The organism is Pseudomonas sp. (assembly GCF_051660785.1).
GTDB lineage: Bacteria > Pseudomonadota > Gammaproteobacteria > Pseudomonadales > Pseudomonadaceae > Aquipseudomonas.
Map to the genome: position 1 here is coordinate 124,240 of NZ_JBOFQE010000058.1, position 22,917 is coordinate 147,156.

The 22,917-nt window shown below is 60.1% G+C and carries 21 protein-coding genes; 11 read left to right on the plus strand and 10 right to left on the minus strand.

Going from position 1 to position 22,917, the window contains the following annotated elements:
• Nucleotides 1–13: 13 nt before the first annotated feature.
• The 10 genes from ACRC4F_RS14585 (at nt 14) to ACRC4F_RS14630 (ending at nt 9,560) form a co-directional block, all read left to right on the plus strand.
• Nucleotides 14–880, plus strand: coding sequence for an alpha-D-ribose 1-methylphosphonate 5-phosphate C-P-lyase PhnJ (locus ACRC4F_RS14585; RefSeq protein WP_438660133.1), 867 nt, complete (start codon nt 14–16; stop codon nt 878–880).
• The gene (gene phnK / locus ACRC4F_RS14590) at nt 877–1,686 is read left to right on the plus strand and encodes a phosphonate C-P lyase system protein PhnK (protein ID WP_438659940.1); all 810 of its coding nucleotides are present in this window, start codon (nt 877–879) and stop codon (nt 1,684–1,686) included. The genes ACRC4F_RS14585 and phnK overlap by 4 nt, the downstream gene beginning before the upstream one ends.
• Nucleotides 1,687–1,714: 28 nt before the next feature.
• Nucleotides 1,715–2,434 (plus strand): phosphonate C-P lyase system protein PhnL, encoded by a 720-nt coding sequence (gene phnL, locus ACRC4F_RS14595; protein WP_438659941.1) that lies wholly within the window; start codon nt 1,715–1,717, stop codon nt 2,432–2,434.
• The gene (locus tag ACRC4F_RS14600; protein ID WP_438659942.1) at nt 2,424–3,566 is read left to right on the plus strand and encodes an alpha-D-ribose 1-methylphosphonate 5-triphosphate diphosphatase; all 1,143 of its coding nucleotides are present in this window, start codon (nt 2,424–2,426) and stop codon (nt 3,564–3,566) included. The genes phnL and ACRC4F_RS14600 overlap by 11 nt, the downstream gene beginning before the upstream one ends.
• The gene (gene phnN / locus ACRC4F_RS14605) at nt 3,566–4,135 is read left to right on the plus strand and encodes a phosphonate metabolism protein/1,5-bisphosphokinase (PRPP-forming) PhnN (protein ID WP_438659943.1); all 570 of its coding nucleotides are present in this window, start codon (nt 3,566–3,568) and stop codon (nt 4,133–4,135) included. Before ACRC4F_RS14600 ends, phnN begins: the two co-directional genes overlap by 1 nt.
• Nucleotides 4,126–4,875, plus strand: a complete 750-nt coding sequence (gene phnP / locus ACRC4F_RS14610; RefSeq protein WP_438659944.1) for a phosphonate metabolism protein PhnP — start codon at nt 4,126–4,128, stop codon at nt 4,873–4,875. The genes phnN and phnP overlap by 10 nt, the downstream gene beginning before the upstream one ends.
• Before the next feature lie 558 nt (nt 4,876–5,433).
• A complete protein-coding gene (locus tag ACRC4F_RS14615; protein ID WP_438659945.1) occupies nt 5,434–6,441 on the plus strand; it encodes a 2-keto-3-deoxygluconate permease in 1,008 nt (335 codons plus the stop codon).
• On the plus strand, nt 6,438–7,718 hold the full coding sequence (locus ACRC4F_RS14620) for a four-carbon acid sugar kinase family protein (RefSeq protein WP_438659946.1): 1,281 nt from the start codon (nt 6,438–6,440) through the stop codon (nt 7,716–7,718). Before ACRC4F_RS14615 ends, ACRC4F_RS14620 begins: the two co-directional genes overlap by 4 nt.
• 5 nt (nt 7,719–7,723) lie before the next feature.
• Nucleotides 7,724–8,725 (plus strand): 4-hydroxythreonine-4-phosphate dehydrogenase PdxA, encoded by a 1,002-nt coding sequence (gene pdxA, locus ACRC4F_RS14625; RefSeq protein WP_438659947.1) that lies wholly within the window; start codon nt 7,724–7,726, stop codon nt 8,723–8,725.
• Between the two features lie 55 nt (nt 8,726–8,780).
• Nucleotides 8,781–9,560, plus strand: coding sequence for a DeoR/GlpR family DNA-binding transcription regulator (locus ACRC4F_RS14630; protein ID WP_438659948.1), 780 nt, complete (start codon nt 8,781–8,783; stop codon nt 9,558–9,560).
• Here ACRC4F_RS14630 and ACRC4F_RS14635 read toward each other — a convergent pair.
• The 7 genes from ACRC4F_RS14635 to glcD all read right to left on the minus strand — a co-directional run bounded on the left by ACRC4F_RS14635 (nt 9,550) and on the right by glcD (nt 18,177).
• Nucleotides 9,550–9,780, minus strand: a complete 231-nt coding sequence (locus tag ACRC4F_RS14635; protein ID WP_438659949.1) for a hypothetical protein — start codon at nt 9,778–9,780, stop codon at nt 9,550–9,552. The two genes, ACRC4F_RS14630 and ACRC4F_RS14635, sit on opposite strands and share 11 nt — an antisense overlap.
• 67 nt (nt 9,781–9,847) lie before the next feature.
• Nucleotides 9,848–11,533 (minus strand): lactate permease LctP family transporter, encoded by a 1,686-nt coding sequence (locus ACRC4F_RS14640; RefSeq protein ID WP_438659950.1) that lies wholly within the window; start codon nt 11,531–11,533, stop codon nt 9,848–9,850.
• Nucleotides 11,534–11,757: 224 nt separating this feature from the next.
• Nucleotides 11,758–13,935: a malate synthase G gene (locus ACRC4F_RS14645; protein ID WP_438659951.1), complete on the minus strand. Its 2,178-nt coding sequence runs from the start codon at nt 13,933–13,935 to the stop codon at nt 11,758–11,760.
• Nucleotides 13,936–13,990: 55 nt separating this feature from the next.
• The gene (locus ACRC4F_RS14650; protein WP_438659952.1) at nt 13,991–14,389 is read right to left on the minus strand and encodes a heme-binding protein; all 399 of its coding nucleotides are present in this window, start codon (nt 14,387–14,389) and stop codon (nt 13,991–13,993) included.
• 9 nt (nt 14,390–14,398) lie between these two features.
• Nucleotides 14,399–15,616 (minus strand): glycolate oxidase subunit GlcF, encoded by a 1,218-nt coding sequence (gene glcF, locus ACRC4F_RS14655; RefSeq protein WP_438659953.1) that lies wholly within the window; start codon nt 15,614–15,616, stop codon nt 14,399–14,401.
• 9 nt (nt 15,617–15,625) lie between these two features.
• Entirely contained in the window at nt 15,626–16,678 is a 1,053-nt protein-coding gene (gene glcE, locus ACRC4F_RS14660) for a glycolate oxidase subunit GlcE (RefSeq protein ID WP_438659954.1), read from the minus strand.
• A complete protein-coding gene (gene glcD / locus ACRC4F_RS14665) occupies nt 16,678–18,177 on the minus strand; it encodes a glycolate oxidase subunit GlcD (RefSeq protein ID WP_438659955.1) in 1,500 nt (499 codons plus the stop codon). The genes glcE and glcD overlap by 1 nt, the downstream gene beginning before the upstream one ends.
• Nucleotides 18,178–18,448: 271 nt before the next feature.
• Here glcD and glcC point away from each other — a divergent pair, with 271 nt between their 5' ends.
• Complete coding sequence (gene glcC / locus ACRC4F_RS14670) at nt 18,449–19,228, plus strand: transcriptional regulator GlcC (protein ID WP_438659956.1); 780 nt, start codon at nt 18,449–18,451, stop codon at nt 19,226–19,228.
• A gap of 172 nt (nt 19,229–19,400) precedes the next feature.
• Here the strand turns inward: glcC and ACRC4F_RS14675 are convergent, their stop codons facing one another.
• From ACRC4F_RS14675 to gcl, 3 genes are read right to left on the minus strand one after another with little or no spacing between them, the layout of a single operon-like run.
• On the minus strand, nt 19,401–20,291 hold the full coding sequence (locus ACRC4F_RS14675) for a 2-hydroxy-3-oxopropionate reductase (RefSeq protein WP_438659957.1): 891 nt from the start codon (nt 20,289–20,291) through the stop codon (nt 19,401–19,403).
• A 14-nt stretch (nt 20,292–20,305) separates the two neighbouring features.
• The gene (hyi, locus tag ACRC4F_RS14680) at nt 20,306–21,088 is read right to left on the minus strand and encodes a hydroxypyruvate isomerase (RefSeq protein ID WP_438659958.1); all 783 of its coding nucleotides are present in this window, start codon (nt 21,086–21,088) and stop codon (nt 20,306–20,308) included.
• 48 nt (nt 21,089–21,136) lie between these two features.
• Nucleotides 21,137–22,912, minus strand: a complete 1,776-nt coding sequence (gene gcl, locus ACRC4F_RS14685) for a glyoxylate carboligase (protein ID WP_438659959.1) — start codon at nt 22,910–22,912, stop codon at nt 21,137–21,139.
• Nucleotides 22,913–22,917 lie beyond the last annotated feature (5 nt).

Below are 22,917 nucleotides of genomic sequence, written 5' to 3' on the forward strand. Positions count from 1 at the left end.
CCTGAGCAATCCCATGAAGGGCCGGGCGCCGGAACGCGATGCCGCGTACAACTTCGCCTACCTCGACGAACAGACCAAACGCATGATCCGCCGCGCCTTGCTCAAGGCCGTGGCGATCCCCGGTTATCAAGTGCCGTTCGGTGGGCGCGAGATGCCGCTGCCTTATGGCTGGGGCACTGGTGGCATGCAACTGACCGCGGCGATTCTCGGTGCTGAAGACGTGCTCAAGGTCATCGACCAGGGCGCGGACGACACCACCAATGCCGTGTCGATCCGTCGCTTTTTCGCCCGCACTGCTGGCGTCGCAACCACCGAAAATACCCCGGACGCGACGGTGATCCAGACCCGTCACCGCATCCCGGAAACGCCGCTGCACGCCGATCAGATCATGGTGTATCAGGTGCCGATCCCCGAGCCGCTGCGCTTTATCGAACCTTCGGAAACCGAGACCCGGACCATGCACGCCCTCAATGATTACGGGGTGATGCACGTCAAGCTCTACGAGGACATCGCCACCTTCGGCCACATCGCCACCGCCTACGCCTACCCGGTGATGGTGGACGAGCGCTACGTGATGGACCCGTCGCCGATTCCCAAATTCGACAACCCGAAACTCGATATGAGTCCGGCGCTGATGCTGTTCGGCGCGGGTCGTGAAAAGCGTTTGTATGCCGTGCCGCCGTACACAAAAGTCACCAGTCTCGACTTTGAGGATCACCCCTTCGAAGTGCAGAAGTGGGACGAGTCCTGCGCCATTTGCGGCAGCCACGAGTCCTTCCTCGACGAGCTGATCATCGACGACGCCGGAACCCAGAGTTTTGTGTGTTCCGACACTTATTACTGCACCCAGTGCGTCAGCCAGCAGGAGCAGGGCCAATGAACCAGGCACTGAAAAATGAACTGTCCGCCGCCACCGCTGAGCCCTTGCTGCGAGTGCGCGACCTGTCGTTGTTGTACGGCTTGGAGAAGGGCTGCCAGGGCGTCAGTTTTGACCTGTATCCCGGTGAGGTGCTGGGGATTGTCGGCGAGTCCGGTTCGGGCAAATCGACCTTGCTCTCGTTGCTCAGCGGCCGCCTGCCGCCCCAGCGCGGCAGCATCGGTTACCGCGACAAACAGGGCCAATGGCTCGACCTGTACAGCGCCAGCGAAGCCGAGCGCCGGACCTTGCTACGCACCGAGTGGGGTTTCGTCGAACAGAATCCTCGCGACGGTTTGCGCATGGGCGTTTCGGCCGGCGCCAACATCGGCGAGCGCCTGATGGCCCAGGGCGTACGCAATTACCAGCAACTGCGCGGGGCAGGGATCGACTGGCTGAGCCAGGTGGAGATCGATCCGCTGCGCATCGACGACTTGCCCCGGACCTTCTCCGGCGGCATGCAACAACGGCTGCAAATCGCCCGCAATCTGGTGTCGAGCCCGCGGCTGGTGTTCATGGACGAACCGACGGGGGGACTCGATGTGTCGGTGCAAGCTCGGTTGCTCGACCTGTTGCGTGGGTTGGTGCGCGAACTGGACCTGGCGGTGGTGATCGTTACGCACGACCTGGCGGTGGCGCGTCTGCTGGCCGATCGGCTGATGGTGATGCGCCGCTCGCGGGTGGTGGAAACCGGCCTGACCGACCAGATCCTCGACGATCCACAACACCCTTACTCACAACTGCTGGTGTCTTCGGTGTTGCAGCCGTGAAGTCCCGTTTATCTGTGGAATCCGAGCGATGAATACCTTGATCGAGGTCCGTGACCTCTCGAAAACCTTCACCCTGCATCAACAGCACGGCGTGGTCCTGAACGTGCTGCGCGGGGTGGATTTCAGCGTGACGGCCGGTGAATGCCTGGTGCTGCATGGTCAGTCCGGTGCCGGTAAAAGCACCTTGCTGCGCACGCTGTATGGCAATTACCTGCCAGCCGGCGGCAGCATCCGCGTACAGCATGACGGCCACTGGCTGGAGCTGGTCGGCGCCGAGCCCCGTGACATTCTGCAGGTGCGCCAGCGAACCCTGGGTTATGTCAGTCAGTTCTTGCGGGTGATCCCGCGGGTAGCGTGTCTGGATGTGGTGATGGAGCCGGCGCTGGCCCGTGGCTGGTCAAAAAGCCTGGCGCAATCACGTGCCGAGCTGCTGCTCAGCCGCCTGAACATCCCACAACGCCTTTGGCAATTGGCACCCGGCACCTTCTCCGGTGGCGAGCAACAACGGGTCAACATCGCCCGCGGTTTTATGGTCGCCTGGCCGGTGATGCTGCTCGACGAACCGACGGCTTCCCTGGACGACACCAATCGCCAAGTGGTGCTGGAACTGATGAACGAAGCGAAAACGGAGGGGGCCGCGTTGATCGGCATCTTCCATGACCGCGCTGCCCGCGAGGCGGTTGCCGATCGCCATCTCGACATGACCCCAGCCGCTGTGAACCACGAGGAATACGCCGATGTCCACTGAACAGATCCTCAGCAATGCCCGCCTGGTCACCGCTGACCGTGTGTTCCTCGGCACCCTCGTGCTGCGCGACGGGTTGATCGCCGAAATTGTCGAAGGCCCAAGCCGCTTGCCTCAGGCCCAAGACCTCAACGGTGATTTCCTGCTGCCGGGCCTCGTGGAGTTGCACACCGACAACCTGGAAAAACACATGACCCCGCGCCCCGGCGTGGACTGGCCGTCGACCTCGGCGGTGCTCAGTCACGATGCGCAGATCATCGCGGCCGGCATCACCACGGTGTTTGACGCCGTGTCCATCGGTGATGTGAATCCCAAAGGCAATCGCATGAAGAAATTGCCGGGGATGCTTGAGGCGATCTCTAGCGCTTGCGATGCCGGACTGACCCGTGCCGAACACCGACTGCACCTGCGTTGTGAACTTTGCCACCCGGACACGTTGAGTGTGTTCCGCGACCTGGTCGAACATCCCCTGGTGCAACTGGTGTCGGTGATGGACCACTCGCCGGGTCAACGTCAATTCGTCCTGGAGTCCAAGTACCGCGAGTACTACATGGGCAAATACAATCTGACGACTATGCAAATGGATGAATTCGTCGTATTGCAGATGGCCAACTCCCGTGAATACAGTGCCCGCCATCGCGCGGCCATCGTGGAGCACTGCCTGGCCCTCGGCCTGTCGGTGGCCAGCCATGACGACGCGACCCTGGCGCACGTCGAAGAGTCAGCGGGCTATGGCATGTCCATTGCCGAGTTCCCCACTACCCTTGAGGCGGCGCGCGGCTGTCAGCAGTTGGGCATGAAAGTGCTGATGGGCGCACCGAACGTTGTGCGCGGCGGTTCCCACTCGGGTAACGTCGCCGCCGCCGGCCTGGCCGCAGAAGGGCTGCTGGACATCCTGTCCAGTGATTACTATCCGGCCAGCCTGTTGCAAGCGGCGTTTTTACTGGCGTCCCAGGGCAAGTGCGACCTGGCCCAGGCGGTGCGCATGGTCACCCTGGCTCCGGCCAGAGCGGCAGGGCTGAGTGATCGCGGCGAGATTGCTGTGGGTTTGCGAGCGGATCTGGTGCAAGCCAGGAACCAGGGCGGGCTGCCAGTCGTTCAACAAGTCTGGCGACAAGCGAAGAGGGTGTTTTGATGACGGGCAGGTTGATCTATCTCATCGGACCTTCAGGTTCGGGCAAGGACAGCCTGCTCGATGGCGCACGCGTGCGGTTGGCCGAACGCGATTGTCATATCGTGCGGCGGGTCATCACCCGCTCGGTGGAAGCGGTGGGGGAAGCGGCACAAGGCGTCAGTGCGCAACAGTTCGCCGAGAGGGAGGCTCAGGGCGCGTTTGCCCTGAGCTGGCATGCCAATGGTTTGTCCTATGGGATCCCACGGGAGATCGACGATTGGCTGGCGGCGGGGCAGGATGTGCTGGTCAATGGGTCTCGCGGTCATCTGCCGCAGACCCGCTTGCGCTATCCAAACGTGCTCGTGCTGTTGCTGACGGTCGATCCGGCTGTATTGCGCCAGCGCTTGCTGGCACGGGGGCGTGAAACGGTCGCCGAGATCAATGATCGGCTGGCGCGCAATGACTATTTCAGCAACCGCGTGCTCGCCGAACACGATCCGGCGTTGTGTGTGATCGACAACTCCGGGCCGCTGGAGCGCACGGTCGAACGCTTGCTGGCCTGCGTCGACGGGCAACCCGTATGCGCCTGACCTTGCTGGGCACCGGTGACGCCCGACAGGTGCCGGTCTACGGCTGCGAATGCGCGGCCTGCGACCAGGCTCGCAACGATGAGCGCCTGAGACGTCGTCCGTGCAGCGCGTTGATCGAGTGCGGCGATCAGCGCTGGTTGATCGACAGCGGCCTGTCCGACCTGACCGAACGCTTCCCGCCGCGCAGCTTCAACGGTATTTTCCAGACCCACTACCACGCCGATCACGCCCAGGGTTTGCTGCATTTGCGTTGGGGTCAGGGGCTGGTGATTCCGGTGCATGGTCCGGTGGACCCCGAAGGCCTGGCCGACCTCTACAAGCATCCGGGGATACTCGATTTCAGCCAGCCTTTCGACGCCTTTGAAACCCGGCAGTTCGGCACGCTCAGAATCACGGCGTTACCGCTGCAACACTCAAGACCGACGCTTGGTTACTTGTTGGAGGGAGAGGGACGGCGTATCGCTTATCTGACCGACACCGTGGGTTTGCCGCCGGCCACCACGCAATGGCTGCAAAGCGCTCCCCTTGATGTGCTGGTACTCGACTGTTCGATGCCGCCGCAACCTCAGGCTCCGCGTAATCACAACGATCTGAATCTTGCGTTGCGTTGCGTTGAGGACCTGCAACCGGAGTTGGCAGTGTTGACGCATATCGGGCATACGTTGGATGCCTGGTTACTTGAGCATCGCAGCGAGTTGCCGGGGAACGTCAGGGTTGGTTGTGATGGGTGCATGCTTTAGACCTTTACGAATTCACTGCTCACGAATTGAGAAGTTGGCCATATGTTCCAGGTGGTAATGCTGTTCAGTTAAGAGAATGTGATCGACTGTAGGAGCGAGCTTACTCACGATGGTCGTTACCGATAATGCGTGTTTACAGGTTATTGACGCCGACACCGAATTGATCCCGCTGCTGACGCAGGACTGACCCACCTCCAAATCTGCATGAATTCAGCAAAGGCAATGGTTCGCGAGGAACAGGGTTCGGGGCTTAATGAGATGGTCAGCCTGACCGAGAAGCCCTGCAGGGTTACGCCTGCAGGGCTTTTCTCGTTTTCGGACGGAGGATCTCTTATGAATACGATGACGCTTCTCGGTATCGACATTGGCAAACACAGATTCCACCTGTGTAGCCAGGTTTGCCATCCTAAATGATCAAAACGATCATTTGAATGATTGGTTTGCGCAAACTATGACGATGCCCTAAGATAAATTTGACTGAATCAATCGTTCGGTGATCGGTACAGTCAATTTCGAGGTGATACACGTCTTTCCAAACAATTATAAAAGGAGACCCTCGTGGCCCAGATCCCTATCAAGCGCACCATTGAACGTATACCAGGTGGCATGATGATCGTGCCCCTGCTGATCGGTTCGCTGGTGGCAACATTCCTGCCCGACACACCAAAGTTTTTCGGTTCATTCACTAATGCCTTGTTCACAGGAGCGTTACCCATCCTGGCGGTGTTCTACGTATGCATGGGCGCGAGCATCAATATCAAGGCCACGCCTTACCTGCTCAAAAAAGGCGGCACGCTGCTCGTCACGAAAGTCGGCATCGCCATGCTCATTGGTATCGTGCTTGGGCACTTCCTGGGCGAGCAGCCGATTTCGTCTGGTCTCTTTGCGGGTGTATCGACACTGGCGGTTGTTGCGGCGATGAACGATACCAACGGCGGCTTGTACATGGCGTTGATGGGGCAATACGGCCGCTCCGAAGATGTTGGCGCCTATTCGGTCATGTCACTGGAGTCCGGCCCTTTTCTGACCATGGTCACCTTGGGCATCGCGGGCCTTTCGGCATTCCCGTGGCCGACATTGGTGGGCAGCATCCTGCCACTGGCTCTGGGCATGCTGCTGGGCAACCTTGATCGTGACATGCGCGACTTTCTGGCCAAGGCTGTCCCGGTGATGATTCCGTTCTTCGCCCTCGCGCTCGGCGCCAGCCTGGATTTACATAACGTTTGGCAAGCCGGTTTGCTGGGTCTTGGAATGGGGGTTGCGGTCGTCGTGTTGACCGGTATCCCGCTGTTCTTCGCCGATCGGTTGACCGGTGGTACAGGAGTCGCCGGTGTCGCCGCAGCCACCACCGCCGGGAATGCGGCAGCCGTGCCAGCACTGATTGCGGCGGCCAATCCGGTATACGCAGAAGCCGCCAAGAGCGCGACCATACTGGTAGCGGCCTGTGTCGTGGTGACCGCGATACTCGCACCGTTACTCACCGCGGCAGTCGCCAAGCGCGTGCAGCAGCGCAACCCTGGCGTCACCCCGGAACACGAACCTCAGAAGCGGGGGGCCTTGCGATGAACATTTTGATTATTGCAGACGACCTGTCAGGCGCGGCTGATTGCGCGATTGGCTTTACGAGAGCGGGGCTGCAATCGGTCGTCACGCTCGACCCCTTGAATGACAAGGCTGAGGCTCAGGTGCTTGCCGCAGATACGGATACTCGACGCCTCTCACCGGCGCAGGCAGCCGAGCGTACCGTCGCTGCGTTCAAGGCACTGCATAAGCCCGGGCAGCGGCTGTACAAGAAAATCGATTCGACCTTGCGCGGTAACTGGGCTGCCGAAGTTGCAGCCCTGCAGCCATTAGCGGGCCTGGCCATCGTCGCTCCGGCGTATCCCGCCACCGGGCGCACGTTACGTGGCGGTCGGGTGTTCGTGAACGGCATGCCGCTGGAAACAACCGATACCTGGAAACTCGAAAACTTCGATCGCCCGGCTGATGTCGAGGCGATGTTAGTTGCCGCAGGCCTGACCACCGCAAAGCTGGATCTCGACACTTTGCGCGGTAACGGAAAACCACTCGCGCACCATATTACCGAGGTTGCCCTCAGCGGTGTGCAGGCGTTGATTGTCGATGCGAAAACCGAAGACGACCTGCTCACCCTCGCCCGGCTTACCGCGTCGATGGATCAACCGCTGTTCTGGATTGGTTCTGGCGGCCTTGCGCGGGAAATAGCCAATCTTCCTGATTTCTTTGACGCAAGGTTCGCGACCATCGACGCCGATGCCATCGAAAGGAACCAGGCGCCGACCCTGATTCTCGTCGGTAGTCTATCCGGCGTTTGTGAGCGGCAATGCGCATTGCTCAAGGAGCTTAGTGGGGTTAGCGAATTGGTCGTACCACCGGAGGTCCTTCGCCAAGGCATCGCCCATGCCGATTGGGCGACTTGGCAGGCGCGCATCGGCGAGCAACTGGACGGCTGCAGTGACCTGCTGCTGCGCATCGGCCGCGATAACGCGTTCGATCCCCATGAGGGCGTGCAACTCTCGACCATGCTGGCTGTGCTGGTAGAGCCGCACTTCGCCAAGGTCGGCGGATTGATCGCAACGGGCGGCGAGACGGCGCGGGCCATGTTGACCACCGTTGGAATCGACAGCCTGCAACTGTCAATGGAAATCGAAGCTGGGGTCGCCCTCGCACAACCGGTTGCCTCTAGTGATGGTCATCGTCTCGAAATTGTTACCAAGGCAGGCGCGTTCGGCACCGATCACGCCTTGTATGCGGCATGGCAACACCTGAGCGCCAGCAACGATCGTTCCCAGCCCAAACGCACACGAACCCAAGGACTCGAATGAACACTATGAGCAACTATCTCCCCATCATCGGCATCACTATGGGCGACGCTTCCGGTGTAGGTCCGGAAATAATCGTCAAGAGCCTGACTCACGACATCGTCTACCAACAATGCCGGCCACTGGTGATCGGCGATGCGCGGCGCCTGGAGCAAGCCAACGTGATAGTCGGCGGCAGCGCCAAAGTGCGGCGTATCGAGGACGCATCCCAGGCGAAGTACGAGGCTGGCACCATTGACTGCATCGACCTCGACCTGATCCCCGACGACTTGCCATTCGGCGAACTGTCACCCATCGCCGGTGACGCTGCTTATCAATACATCGCCCGTGCTGTGCAACTTGCCGAGGCCAGCCAGATTGATGCGATCTGCACCGCACCACTGAACAAGGAAGCGTTGCACGCCGGTGGCCACAAGTACCCCGGCCATACCGAAATGCTCGCGCAGCTGACCGACGTCGACGAAGTCTCGATGATGCTTGTGGCGCCGCAACTGCGGGTGATTCACGTCACCACCCACATCGGCATCATCGATGCGATCCGAAAGATCGAACCGGGTCTGGTCCAGCGCACCATCGAGCGCGGCAACGCGACGCTCATCAAGGCGGGCATCGCCCGGCCGCGTATTGGCGTGTGCGGAATCAATCCCCATGCCGGTGAAAACGGTCTGTTCGGCTATGGCGAAGAAGAGGAAAAAATCATTCCTGCAGTGAAGCTGTTGCAGGAGCGCGGCCTCGACGTCACCGGGCCGCTGCCCGCCGACACGCTGTTCTTCCGTGCTGGACGCGGCGACTTCGATCTGGTCGTGGCGATGTATCACGATCAGGGCCACGGCCCGGTCAAAGTGCTGGGACTTGAAGCGGGTGTGAACGTGACCGTTGGCCTGGACGTGGTCCGTACGTCGGTTGATCACGGCACCGCCTTCGACATCGCCGGAAAGGGCATCGCCGATGAGCGCAGCCTGCTCGAAGCGCTGCGCCAGGGTGCGGAGCTTGCCACGCGACGGGGGTGAGTCGCACGGGCGCTGTCGTGTAAGATCGATCACCGTCCACAGTGAGAGACCCGCCATGAAAGCCTCCGAACGCCACCGCGCCATCCTCGACCTCGTACGCATTGGCGATGCCAACGTCGAGCAATTGAGTGCGGCGCTCGGCGTCTCGGAGGCGACAGTACGACGCGACCTGACCATGCTCGCCAAACAGCGGCACCTGGTGCGCACCTACGGCGGCGCCACTGCCGTGGTCGGTGTGCATGAACCGGAAGCTTCGCTGGAAGAACGCAAAACCAGCCAGTGGGAACAGAAAGACGCCATCGCCCAAGCCGCTGCGGCGCACGTGCAGGATGGCGATACCATCCTGCTCGACGGCGGCACCACCTGCGCCGCACTAGCCCATCACTTGTGCTCGCGCCAGGATGTGCACGTGGTCACCAACAACCTGCTCGCCGTGATGACCTTGGCCCAAGCACCGGGTGTACGCCTGACCTTGATCGGCGGTGACCTGCGCGGATCGAGCATGAGCACGTTGGGGCCACTGGCGGAACTGACCTTGAGCCGCTTGAGCGTCGACAAAGCCTTCCTCGGAGCGGACGGCGTCGTCGCGGAGTTCGGCTTGTGTGAAGCGAGCGCGCAGCAGGCGTATCTCAAGGAATGCATTATCAAGCGAGCTGCGCAAATTTTCGTCCTGGCCGATACCGATAAGTTAGGTCGCGCGCGGCAGCAACACTGGACGCCAATTGAGCGGGAGTGGCGACTGATCACTTGCGCCACTGCCGATGAAGCTGCACTCGCGCCGTTTCATGCGCTCAAGCAAATCACTGTGGAAACGGTGGATGTCGCTAACGCTTGATCGAATGGTAGGAGCCCGGCTGCGGGAGATGCCTCACTCGTTTGGGTAGGATGTAATCCCGACTGAATTCCAGCCGGTCGACCTGGTAGGCCTGCAGCACAGCAGCAGGTGCTGGCTTCTTCGCCAAATGCCGCAGCGACTCGACGGCGGTAATCTTCATCTCGTCATTGATTCGAGCAGCACGAACATCCAGGGCGGCTTGTTTGAAGTCGGTAGTCATTCGGGCTTCCAATTGTCGCACTAAGGAATGGAAGCGGGCACCGGATAACCCAGCGCCCGAGGCTGGCTCAGTACACCAGCATCCCAGTGAATATGTATGCCTGGGACAGCGTGATGAGGCCGATGATGGTGGCGAAAATCAGGCTGTGCTTGAGGGTGAAGCGGAACAGGTCGGATTCCTTGCCTACGATTCCTGTTGCGGCACAGGCCACGGCAATGGACTGCGGCGAGATCATCTTGCCGGTCACGCCTCCACTGCTGTTGGCGGCGACCAGTAGGGTGTCGTGGACGCCGATCTGGTGCGCGGTGGTCGCCTGCAACGAAGCGAACAGGGCGTTGGACGAGGTGTCTGAGCCGGTCAGGAACACGCCCAGCCAGCCGAGGAACGGCGAGAAGAAGGGGAATGCCGAGCCCGTACCAGCCAGGACCAGGGCCAGGGTGGTGGACATACCGGAATAATTGGTGACGAACGCGAAGGCCAGCACCATGCCGATCGAGAGAATCGGGAATTTCAATTCAATCAGGGTTTCCTTGAAAGTCGAGAGCCCCGTCTTGACATCGATGCGCAGGATCAACATCGAGATCAATGCTGAGAACAGGATCGCACTGCCTCCTGCCGATATCAGGTCGAACTTGTACACAGCCGGCATGGCAGTGGCGGTCGCGACGATCGGGGCAACCTTCATCACCAACTGGTCTAGGTGCGGGATGGCGAAAATGAAAACGAATTGCTCCAGCGCGCCGCCCGGGGCGAACATCGTCTTGAAGGGCTTCAGCGTCCAGATGGTCACCAGCACAGTCAGTACCAGGAAGGGCGACCAAGCCTTGAGGATTTCGCCGAAGCTGTAAGGCGAGGGGGTGCCGCTCTGACGGCCGCCGAAACCGCCCATCACCGCCACACCGCCGGACACGCCGACCACCTCGCGATCTTCGGCACGTGCGGGCTGCCAAACCTTGAGGAACAGGGTCAGGGACACGATGCTCACCAGCGCCGAGGTGATGTCGGGCAGTTCAGGACCGATGTAGTTGGAGGTGAAGTACTGGGTGATGGCGAAGCTACCTCCGGCCACCAGGGCCGCCGGCCAGGTTTCCTTGATGCCCCGCCAGCCATCCATCATGGCGACCAGCCAGAACGGCACAATGACCGACAGCAACGGCAACTGACGGCCGGCCATCGCACCAATCTTGAAGGCATCGATACCGGTCACCTGGCCGGCGACGATGATGGGTACGCCCAGGGCGCCGAAGGCCACCGGCGCAGTGTTGGCGATCAGGCACAGGCCCGCTGCGTAGAGCGGGTTGAGGCCAAGACCGACCAGTAGTGCACCGGTGATCGCCACGGGTGCGCCGAAACCGGCTGCTCCTTCAAGGAAGGCGCCGAAGGAGAAGCCGATCAGCAGCACCTGCAGGCGCTGGTCGTCAGTGATGGACAGCACTGAACTGCGGATCACTTCGAACTGGCCGCTCTTGACCGTGAGTTTGTAGAGGAACACCGCCGCGACGATGATCCAGGCGATCGGCCAGAGACCGTAGGCGAAGCCATAACCGGCTGAGGCGAAAGCCATGTCCAGTGGCATGTCAAAGACAAGGGTGGCAATGGCAATCGACAGCGCCAGGGTAATGGTGCCGGCGATATAGCCTTTCATGCGAAAGACTGCGAGCGCTAAAACGAAGAATATGATCGGGATCAGCGCAGCCAGGGCTGATAATCCCAAGGTTCCGAGTGGGGTGTACATCTGGTGCCACGTTTGCATGTGAGGAGCCTCTTGTTATTTTTGGGTATCCAATATGTCAACTGCGGCGTCGCTGCGGATTGCGCATGGCAACGCGCTGGCATGGGGGTTATCAGTGGCGCGTAGTCTCTGTAGTGATTGAGGCGTGAAAACTTCGAGGGTTAAACCGGATGCTGCTTGGGGCGTGCTGGTGTTCGTCCGCGCATGCCTCCCCCAGCCGGTGACTCGAGCGGGGGAGGCGATGCTCAGTATTCCTGCTTGAAGCGCAGCCGCCAGGCGTGCAGCAGGGGTTCGGTGTAGCCGCTGGGCTGCTCGCGGCCTTTGAGCACCAGATCGCTGGCGGCGCGGAAGGCGTGCGAGCGCTCGAAGTCCAGTGCCATGGAGCGATAGGCGGCGTCACCGGCGTTCTGCTCGTCGACCACACGGGCCATGCGCTCGAGAGTCTCTTGCACCTGGGCCGCGCTGATCACGCCATGTTGCAGCCAGTTGGCGATGTGCTGGGCGGAGATGCGCAGGGTGGCGCGGTCTTCCATCAGGCCGACGTTGTGGATGTCCGGCACCTTGGAGCAGCCGACGCCCTGTTCTATCCAGCGCACCACGTAGCCGAGAATACCCTGGCAGTTATTGTCCAGTTCCGCCTGGATCTGGGCAGCGCTCCAGTTGCGCGCGATGCTCACTGGTACACTGAGCAGATCGTGCAGCAGGCTGGCGCGCTGGCTGGCCAGGTTGAGCAGTTCCAGCTCACGCTGTACCGCCTGCACATCGACCTTGTGATAGTGCAGGGCATGCAGAGTGGCGGCGGTCGGCGACGGCACCCAAGCGGTGTTGGCGCCGGCCTTGGGATGGCTGATCTTCTGTTCGAGCATGGCTGCCATCAGATCGGGCATGGCCCACATGCCCTTGCCGATCTGAGCTTTGCCGCGTAAGCCGCAGGCGAGGCCGACCAGTACATTGTTGAGCTCGTAGGCGGCGATCCACGGGGCACCCTTCATGTCGCCCTTGCGCAGCATGGCGCCGGCTTCCATGCCGGAGTGCATTTCGTCGCCGGTGCGGTCGAGAAAGCCGGTGTTGATGAAGGCCACGCGATTGGCCGCCGCGGCGATGCAGGCCTTGAGGTTGACGCTGGTGCGGCGCTCCTCGTCCATGATGCCCATCTTCAGGCTGTAGCGCGGTAGGCCGAGCAGGTCCTCGACGCGGTCGAAGAGTTCGTCGGCGAAGGCCACTTCGGCCGGGCCATGCATCTTCGGTTTGACGATGTAAACGCTGCCGGTGCGCGAGTTTCCATTGCGCTGGATGTCGTGCAGGGCGATCAGGCTGGTGACCACCGCATCCATGATGCCCTCGGGAATCTCGTTGCCTTCGCCGTCGAGGATCGCCGGGGTGCTCATCAGGTGGCCGACATTGCGGATGAGTAGTAGCGAGCGGCCGTGCAGGGTCAGTTCGCCACTGCCGGCCCTGGTGTAGGTGCGGTCCGGATTCAGGGTGCGGATGAAGGTTTGACCACCCTTGCTGACTGTTTCTGCGAGGTCGCCTTTCATCAGGCCCAACCAGTTGCGGTAGACCACGACCTTGTCGTCGGCATCGACCGCGGCGACCGAGTCTTCGCAGTCCATGATGGTGCTCAGTGCGGACTCCATCAGCACGTCCTTCACGCCAGCCGCGTCGGTCTGGCCGATGAGGCTGGTCGGGTCGATCTGGATTTCGAAGTGCAGGCCGTTGTTCTTCAGCAGGACGGCGGCGGGCTTCGCAGCCTCGCCCTGGAAAGCGATGAACTGAGCCGCGTTCTTCAGGCTGACCTCGTTGCCATTCTTCAGGCTCACGGCCAACTGGCTGTTCTTCACCACGTAGGCGGTGGCGTCGACGTGGGAAGCGCCTTCCAGCGGCGCGGCTTCGTCGAGGAAAGCGCGCACGAAGCTGATGACATTGTCACCGCGAACCCTGTTGTAGCCTTTGCCCTTCTCGGCGCCTCTTTCTTCGCTGACAGCGTCGGTGCCATAGAGGGCATCATAGAGCGAGCCCCAGCGAGCGTTGGCGGCATTCAACGCATAACGCGCGTTCATCACCGGAACAACCAGCTGCGGACCGGCCTGCACGGATATTTCGGTGTCGACGTTGGCGGTGCCAATATGCACCTGCTCGGGCTGCGCAACCAGGTAACCGATGGTGGTGAGAAACGCCTGATAAGCGTCCATGTCTGTGACCGGACCGGGATTGGCACGATGCCAAGCGTCCAGTTCTCCTTGCAGGCGATCACGTTCGCCCAGCAGGGTGCGATTGCGCGGAGCAAGCTTGTGCACCAATCCACCGAAACCATCCCAGAAGTCTTCGGCGGCGATACCTGTCCCCGGCAACACCTCGTCGTCAATGAATTTTTTAAGGATGCTGGCCACCTGCATGTGATGGCAGAGCACTCGCTCGGTCATTCTCTTCTCTCCCGTTCGATTGCGCCCCATTGCTGGGGCCTGAAACTGATTACGTTCAAACGCCGGCGATACCGGCTTTGGCTATTTGCGCGTCCTGGTCAGACTTGACGCCTGACACTCCCACCGCGCCGACTACCTGACCTTCGATCAGTATCGGCACTCCGCCTTCCAATGAGGTCAGCATCGGGGCACTGATGAAGGCGGTGCGACCACCATTGACCATTTCCTCATAACCCTTGGTCTCGCGCCGGCCTAAAGCCGCACTGCGGGCTTTCTCCATGGCTATGTAAGCGCCGATCGGCGCACAACCGTCCAGGCGTTCCAGAGCGAGGGGGTGTCCTCCGTCATCGACCACGGCGATGGTCACCGCCCAATGGTTGCGCAGGGCCTCCTCACGCGCGCCAGCGAGGATGCGAGCGATATCGGCATTATCGAGTACCACTTTGCTTTGCATGGTTTTCTCCTAAATCAGGGCTTCTTCCACTAACTCGACCCAATGTCGAATCGGGGTACGTCCTGCGCTTTCAAGATGGGTCTGGCAGCCAATGTTGGCGGTGACAATCACTTCGGGGTTGCCACTCTCCAGCGCATTGAGCTTGTTGTCGCGCAGTTGTCGTGACAGCTCTGGCTGAGTCAGCGAGTAGGTACCGGCCGAGCCGCAGCAGAGATGGCTGTCCGGGACGCTGGTCAAGCTGAAGCCGAGGCGGGTGAGCACGCTTTCCACTGCACCGCCGAGCCTTTGGGCATGTTGAAGTGTGCAAGGGCAGTGGAAGGCCAGACGTCGATTACCGTGGATGCCGAGCTCTTCCAGCGGTTCTGCACGTAGTACTTCCACAAGGTCTTTGGCCAAGGCGCTGACTCGCTCGGCCTTTTGCGCGTAGGCAGCGTCGCTCTTGAGCAGGTGGCCATAGTCCCGAACGAAAGCTCCGCAGCCGCTGGCGGTCTGCACAATGGCCTCGACGCCGGCTTCAATGGCGGGCCACCAGGCGTCGATGTTTCGCCGAGCGCGCTCCAGACCTTTGTCCTGAGCGTTCAAGTGGTAATCCACCGCACCGCAGCAACCTGCCTCGCGCACGGGCACTACGCTAATGCCCAGACGATCCAACACCCGCGCCGTGGCTGCGTTAGTGTTTGGCGACAGGGTTGGCTGTACGCAACCTTCAGGCATCAATACACAGCGAGCATGGCGTGTAGTCGGACGGGGTTTAGCTGGGCGTGCCTGGCTTGCCAGCTTGGATTTCAAGGTCACCGGCAGCAGCGGGCGGAACGCCTGGCCGACCTGGATCAAAGTCTTGAACAATGCCGATCGCGGCACCACGGCGCGCAGACCTTCGCGCAGAATCCGCTCGCTCAAGGGGCGTGGCACATGCTCCTCGACCACGGCGCGGCCGATGTCCAGCAGATTGTGGTACTGCACACCGGAGGGGCAGGTGGTTTCGCAGTTGCGGCAGCTCAGGCAGCGGTCCAGGTGCAACTGGGTCTTGGCTGTGATCTCCTGCCCTTCAAGCACTTGCTTGATCAAGTAGATTCGCCCGCGCGGACCGTCCAGTTCATTTCCCAGCAGTTGGTAAGTAGGGCAAGTGGCATTGCAAAAACCGCAATGCACGCAGGAGCGCAGGATGCTCTCGGCTTCTTCGGCGCGAGGCAGACGCTTGGCTTGTTCGCTCAAATTAGTTTGCATGGCTCGATCTCAGACTTCTGCGTACATACGACCGGGGTTGAAAATCCTCTGGGGGTCGAGCTGTTTCTTGAGGTTGTGGTGGCAAAGCCGCAACGGCGCAGCCAGAGGTGGGAATGGGTTTTCGTCAGCGCCATAGCAGGTGGCGTGGCCACCAACTTCAGCGACACTGCGGCGGATCAGTGCGGCATCAGCGTCGGACTTGAGCCAACGCTGGGCGCCGCCCCAATCGATCAATTGCTTGCCGGGCAAGGCCAGCGGCCTGGTGTTGTTCGGCAGCGACAGGCGCCATAGCGGTGCAGGATCGGTGAAAAAGTTCAGACGCTGTTCGCGCAGTTCCAGCCAGTAGTCACTGTCGATTTCCTCACCGCCGAGGTGCAGGCTAGTGGACTCCACCGAACCTTCGCCGCCTTCCAGTCGCAGGTACAGCGCCTCGCCGTCGTAGCTGGCGGCGCTGATGGGGGTCGGTTGCTGGCCCCATTCGGCGAGTTTTTCGAGGGCTTGGTGGACGTTCATCTCCAGGCGCAGGCTGGCGCACCGGCGCGGCTTTGGCAGTACTTTGAGTGACACCTCGGTGAGCACGCCCAGGCAACCGAAACTGCCAGTCAGCAGGCGTGACAAGTCGTAACCGGCGACGTTCTTCATGACTTCGCCGCCAAAGCGCAGGAGCTTGCCGTGACCGGTGATCACCCGGGTGCCGAGCACGTAGTCGCGCACCGCCCCAGCCCAGGGACGCCGCGGGCCGGACAGGCCGGCGGCGACCATGCCACCGACGGTGGCGCCTACGCCTAGGTGCGGTGGTTCGCAGGGCAACATCTGCCCGGCGCATTCCAGCGCGGCCTCAATCTCTACGAGCGGTGTGCCGGCCCGGGCGGTCAGCACTAGCTCGGTCGGATCGTAGCTGACGATGCCGCGATGGCTGCGGGTGTCAAGCACCTCGCCGCTCACTGGGCAGCCGAGCATGGCTTTGCTGTTGCTGCCCTGGATTCGCAGTGGGGTACGTTTATAGAGGGCGTAGTTAACCTGTTCCAGCAGCGCTGAGCTGGCGTCGTGATCGTGTCGCATCAGAAACGCTCCAGTTCAGGGAAAGGCAGCTTGCCGTGGTGTATGTGCATCGAGCCGAATTCGGCGCAGCGCTGTAGGGTCGGGATGTTCTTGCCAGGATTGAGCAGGCCTTTCGGATCGAAGGCCGCCTTCACTGCGTGGAACAGGGTCAGCTCGTCGCTGTTGAACTGGGCGCACATCTGGTTGATCTTCTCGCGCCCGACCCCGTGCTCGCCGGTGATGCTGCCACCGACTTCGACGCAAAGTTCGAGGATCTTGCCTCCAATGGCTTCAGCTTGTTCCAGTTCACCTGGGACATTTGCATCGAAGAGGATCAGCGGATGCATGTTGCCGTCACCGGCATGAAACACGTTAGCCACGCGCAGTCCGTACTCCTCGGACAGTTTCGCGATGCCGTTGAGTACCCGAGGAAGCTCGCGACGCGGGATCGTGCCATCCATGCAGTAGTAATCCGGGGAAATACGGCCAACCGCCCCAAATGCATTCTTGCGCCCGGCCCAGAACTTAATGCGCTCAGCCTCATCGCGGGCCAGGCGAACTTCGGTTGCACCGGCGCGCTTGAGCACCGCCTCTACCCGTTCACAGTCGTCCTGCACATCGGTTTCGACACCGTCCAGTTCGCACAGCAGGATGGCCGCAGCATCCAACGGGTACCCCGCACCGATGAAGTCTTCGGCGGCGCGAATCGACAGATTGTCCATCATCTCCAGACCACCAGGGATGATGCCGGCGGCGATGATGTCGCCCACCGCTCGGCCAGCCTTGTCCACCGAGTCGAAGCTAGCCAACAGCACGCGCGCCACTTGCGGTTTGGGAAGCAGTTTGACGGTGACTTCAGTAACAATCCCCAACATGCCTTCCGAACCTGTAAACAGCGCTAACAGGTCGAACCCGGGAGTGTCCAAAGCATCGCTGCCAAGAGTCAGGTGTTCACCTTCGATAGTGAGAATGTCCACCTTGAGCAGGTTGTGCACGGTCAGGCCGTACTTCAGGCAGTGCACGCCACCGGCGTTTTCCGCAACGTTGCCGCCAATGGAACAAGCAATCTGTGAGGACGGGTCCGGCGCGTAGTACAGGTTGTATGGCGACGCCGCCTGGGAAATCGCCAGGTTGCGCACGCCTGGCTGGAGCCGTGCGAAGCGGCCTTGCGGGTTCACTTCGATGATCCTGTTAAAGCGCGCCATCACCAGGAGAATGCCTTGTTCCAGCGGAAGGGCTCCGCCCGACAGACCGGTGCCGGCGCCTCGGGCAACAATTGGCACTTGGCGGGCGTGACAAAGCTTGAGCAGTTCTTGCACCTGCTCGATGCGCTTGGGAAGGACCACCAGCAGTGGCACCGCACGGTAGGCAGACAGACCGTCACACTCATAAGGTTTCAGGTCTTCCTGGCTGTGCAGGATCTCCAGATCAGGCAAGGCTTTGCGCAGCTCGGAAAGCAAAGCAGCCTTGTCGACTCTGGGCAGAGCACCATCGACACGCTCGTCATAAAATAGGTTCATAAGGCTCACACAGAGTTGTTCTTGTTGTTCTCGGAACCAGCCCTCGGGTGTGCCTGAAGACTAAGACGTATACCGAGTCAGGCTCACTAAACCGAGGACAACCAGAGTGCTCATTTGTGAGGTGTCGAGTCGATGGGTAATCGAACTGGTCCTACCAGTTTTTCTAGTCTTTTGCTTATTTACGTAGAATAAACGGGGCTCCCTAAATATAATTCGATCATAAAATTTCAAGCTATCACCGACTGGTCCTACCAGTTGAGGGAGTGCTCTGATGGTGCGTTCCGACTCAAGTAAGCAAGGCAAGCCGCAGATTGCCGATCAGGTAGCAGAACGCATCGAAAGGCTGATCGTTGATGGCGTCCTCAAGGCTGGCCAAGCGCTGCCCTCTGAGCGGCGTTTAGTGGAGAAACTGGGCTGCTCTCGCTCGGCGCTGCGTGAAGGACTGCGAGTGCTGCGCGGGCGCGGCATTGTCGATACCGAACAGGGGCGCGGCTCGTTCGTCGCGGACTTGAGTCGAGCAGATAACACAACGCCATTGATGCACCTGTTCAGTTCGCAGCCGCGCACACTTTTCGATCTGTTGGAGGTGCGAGCGTTACTCGAAGGGGAGTCAGCACGCCTCGCGGCATTGCGAGCTACCGATGTCGACCGATTGCTCATCAAACGGCGATATGACGAGATGGTCGCCGCTCACGAGAACCTGCAATCACATGATCCGCGAGAGCATGCACGGCGCGACCACGCATTCCACCGAGCAATTAGCGAGGCCTCGCACAATCCTGTCCTGGTGCATACCCTTCAGTCGCTCAGCGATCTAATGCTCAGTACCGTCTTCGCATCGGTAAACAATCTTTACTGCCGGCCTGCGCAGAAACGGCAGATCGACCGTCAGCACACGCGGCTCCACCAGGCGGTGATTGAGCAGTTGCCGGAGCAGGCCCAGCGAGCCGCTCGCGAGCACATCCACAGCGTGCGAGATAACCTTCACGAGATCGAGCAAGAAGAACAGCGCCTGGTTCGCGCTACCATGCGACTGGAGGGGTGGAAATAATCGGCATGGGGGGCGCCCCTGGATAGGCGGCTCTGGACTGGATTCGACCTTTCCGGCCCTTGGCTCCGTGTCACCTCAGGTCGGGAAGATCGAAAGGGGCCCACCGGTAAGGTCCAGGCCTCCCGCAGTCAGGGCGGGAAAAGCCTGATACGGCCTTGCAGGGGGTAACGCTTTACTCCTCGCGAATCGAGAAGTTGGCCATGTGCTCCAGGCCCTTGATCAGGGCGGAGTGGTCCCAATTACTGCCGCCGAGGGCCGCGCAGGTGCTGAACACTTGCTGGGCATTGGCGGTGTTCGGCAGGTTCAGGCCCAGTTCGCGGGCACCGGACAGTGCCAAGTTGAGGTCCTTCTGGTGCAGGCTGATGCGGAAGCCCGGTTCGAAGGTGCCCTTGATCATACGCTCACCGTGGACTTCCAGGATCTTGGAGCCGGCGAAGCCGCCCATCAGAGCCTCACGTACCTTGGCCGGATCGGCACCGTTCTTCGAGGCAAACAGTAGGGCCTCGGCAACGGCCTGGATGTTCAGGGCGACGATGATCTGGTTGGCCACCTTGGCGGTCTGGCCGTCGCCGTTACCACCTACACGGGTGATGTTCTTGCCCATGGCCTGAAACAGCGGCAGGGCGCGTTCGAAGGCGTTCGGGCAGCCACCGACCATGATGCTCAGGGTTGCGGCCTTGGCACCCACTTCACCACCGGATACCGGGGCATCGAGGTAGTCAGCGCCGGTGGCCTTGATCTTCTCGGCGAAGGCCTTGGTGGCGCTGGGGGAGATGGAGCTCATGTCGATCACCACCTTGCCAGCACCAACACCTTCGACCACACCGTCCTTGCGCAACAGCACGTCATCGACCTGCGGGGTGTCCGGGACCATGACGATGATGAACTCGGCTTCCTGGGCCACTTCCCTTGGGCTGTACAGAGCGATGGCACCGGCTTCCACCAAGTCTGCCGGGGCCGGGCCGTGGTGTTGGGAAAGGAACAAGGTGTGGCCGGCTTTCTGCAGGTTCTGAGCCATAGGCTTGCCCATGATGCCGGTGCCAATAAATCCGATGTTGGCCATCTGTAAAATCTCCGTTAGATCACGTTATGGGTTTTCAGCCAGCCGAGGCCGGCAAGGGTGGTGGTAGCTGGCTTGTATTCACAACCGACCCAGCCTTGATAGCCAATTCGGTCAAGGAGTTGGAACAGGAAGTGATAGTTGATTTCACCGGTGCCAGGCTCATTGCGGCCCGGATTGTCAGCGAGCTGGATGTGGTTAATTTCATCCAGATAGTTGGACATAGTACGGGCCAGGTCACCTTCCATAATCTGCATGTGGTAGATGTCGTACTGCAGCAAAAGATTGGCACTACCGACCTTTTTCCTGATGTCGAGTCCCTGCTGTGTGTTGTTCAAAAAGAAGTCTGGAATATCCAGCGTGTTAATGGCTTCCATCACAAGTTTGATGCCCGCGGTTTCCAGCTTGTCAGCGGCATATTTGAGGTTAGCCACGAAGGTCTTTTCGATTGTCTTGGCGTCCACACCATGAGGGCGGATACCGGCCAGGCAGTTGAGTTGCTTATTGCCCAGTACCTGCGCATAAGCGATGGCCAAATCGACGCCAGCCCGGAACTCTTCAACGCGGTCGGGATGGCAGGCGATACCGCGCTCTCCCTTGGCCCAATTCCCCGCGGGCAAATTGAAAAGCACTTGGGTAAGGCCGTTGCTCTCGAGTCTCTCCTTAATTTCGGTGGAGCTGAAATCGTAAGGGAACAAGTATTCAACACCGGTGAAACCAGCTTCAGCGACGGCGGTGAAACGATCCAGAAAATCCACTTCCGTGAACATCATGGATAGGTTGGCTGCAAATCGGGGCATGGAATGCTCCTGTGTCGAGGTCTAGATAAAGTCAGAGAGGGGAAAGGGTTAATTCAAAGGCAAAATGGAAGTCGGTGCATCGGCACCGCTCAGCGCCAGATCCTCGAACTCGTTGATGGCGTTGATCTCGGTACCCATGGAGATGTTGGTCACGCGTTCAAGAATGATTTCCACAACCACGGGCACCCGATGCTGGTGCATGAGTTCCCTGGCGTGAGCAAATGCGGCCTGCAAGTCATTTGGATCGCGCACGCGAATGGCCTTGCATCCCAGTCCCTCAACGACTGCCACATGATCGACGCCGTAGCCGTTCAGCTCTGGAGCGTTGATGTTGTCGAACGAAAGCTGCACACAGAAATCGATGTCAAAGTTGCGCTGTGCCTGGCGGATCAATCCCAGGTAGGAGTTGTTCACCAGGACATGAATATAGGGCAGGTTGAACTGAGCGCCGACGGCCAATTCCTCGATCATGAACTGGAAATCATAGTCGCCAGACAGTGCTACAACTTGGCGGGTTGGATCGGCTTTGACCACACCCAATGCCGCAGGAATAGTCCAGCCGAGTGGGCCAGCCTGGCCACAGTTGATCCAGTGCCGCGGCTTGTAGACATGCAGGAACTGCGCGCCAGCAATCTGCGACAAGCCAATGGTGCTGACGTAGCAGGTGTCTTTGCCGAAGAATTCATTCATTTCTTCGTAAACGCGCTGAGGCTTGATCGGCACGTTATCAAAATGAGTCTTGCGTTGAAGAGTGCGCTTGCGGTCACGGCAAGCATTTACCCACGCGTTGCGATCTTTCAGTTTGCCAGCAGTTTTCCATTCACGAGCCACAGTCAAGAACATGTCCAAGGCTGCGCCGGCATCTGAAACGATACCCAGGTCTGGGGTGAATACTCGGCCGATCTGAGTGGGTTCGATATCGACGTGAATGAAGCGTCGACCTTCGGTGTACACATCGACTGAGCCAGTGTGGCGGTTGGCCCAACGATTACCAATGCCGAATACCAAGTCAGACGCGAGTAAGGTGGCGTTGCCGTAGCGATGCGAGGTCTGTAAGCCGACCATGCCAACCATCAACTTGTGGTCGTCCGCAATTGTGCCCCAGCCCATCAGGGTAGGAACCACAGGTACACCGGTCAGCTCCGCGAACTCCACAAGCTTGGCACTGGCATCAGCATTGATTACGCCACCACCAGAAACGATTAACGGGCGCTCAGCGTCGTTGAGCATTGCCAATGCCTTTTCGGCCTGACCTCGAGTAGCGGAAGGCCGGGACAATGGCAGTGGTTCATAAACATCAATATCAAACTCGATCTCTGCCATCTGTACATCGAATGGTAGATCGATCAATACGGGACCTGGGCGACCGGAGCGCATCTCATAGAAGGCTTTCTGGAAGGCATAAGGTACCTGGCCAGGTTCCATCACGGTGGTTGCCCACTTGGTGACAGGTTTGACGATACTGGTGATATCGACTGCCTGGAAGTCTTCCTTGTGCATACGGGCACGGGGCGCTTGACCAGTGATGCAGAGGATGGGAATGGAGTCGGCCGAGGCTGAGTACAAACCGGTGACCATGTCGGTACCCGCGGGGCCAGAGGTGCCGATGCAAACGCCGATATTGCCTGCGTTGGTGCGCGTGTAACCTTCAGCCATGTGGGAGGCACCTTCCACGTGACGTGCCAGAATGTGATCAACACCGCCGATTTTTTTCAGTGCGGCGTACAGCGGGTTGATGGCTGCACCGGGAATGCCAAAAGCGGTGTCGACACCTTCGCGACGCATCACCAACACTGCAGCCTCGATTGCTCTCATTTTGGCCATTGTTG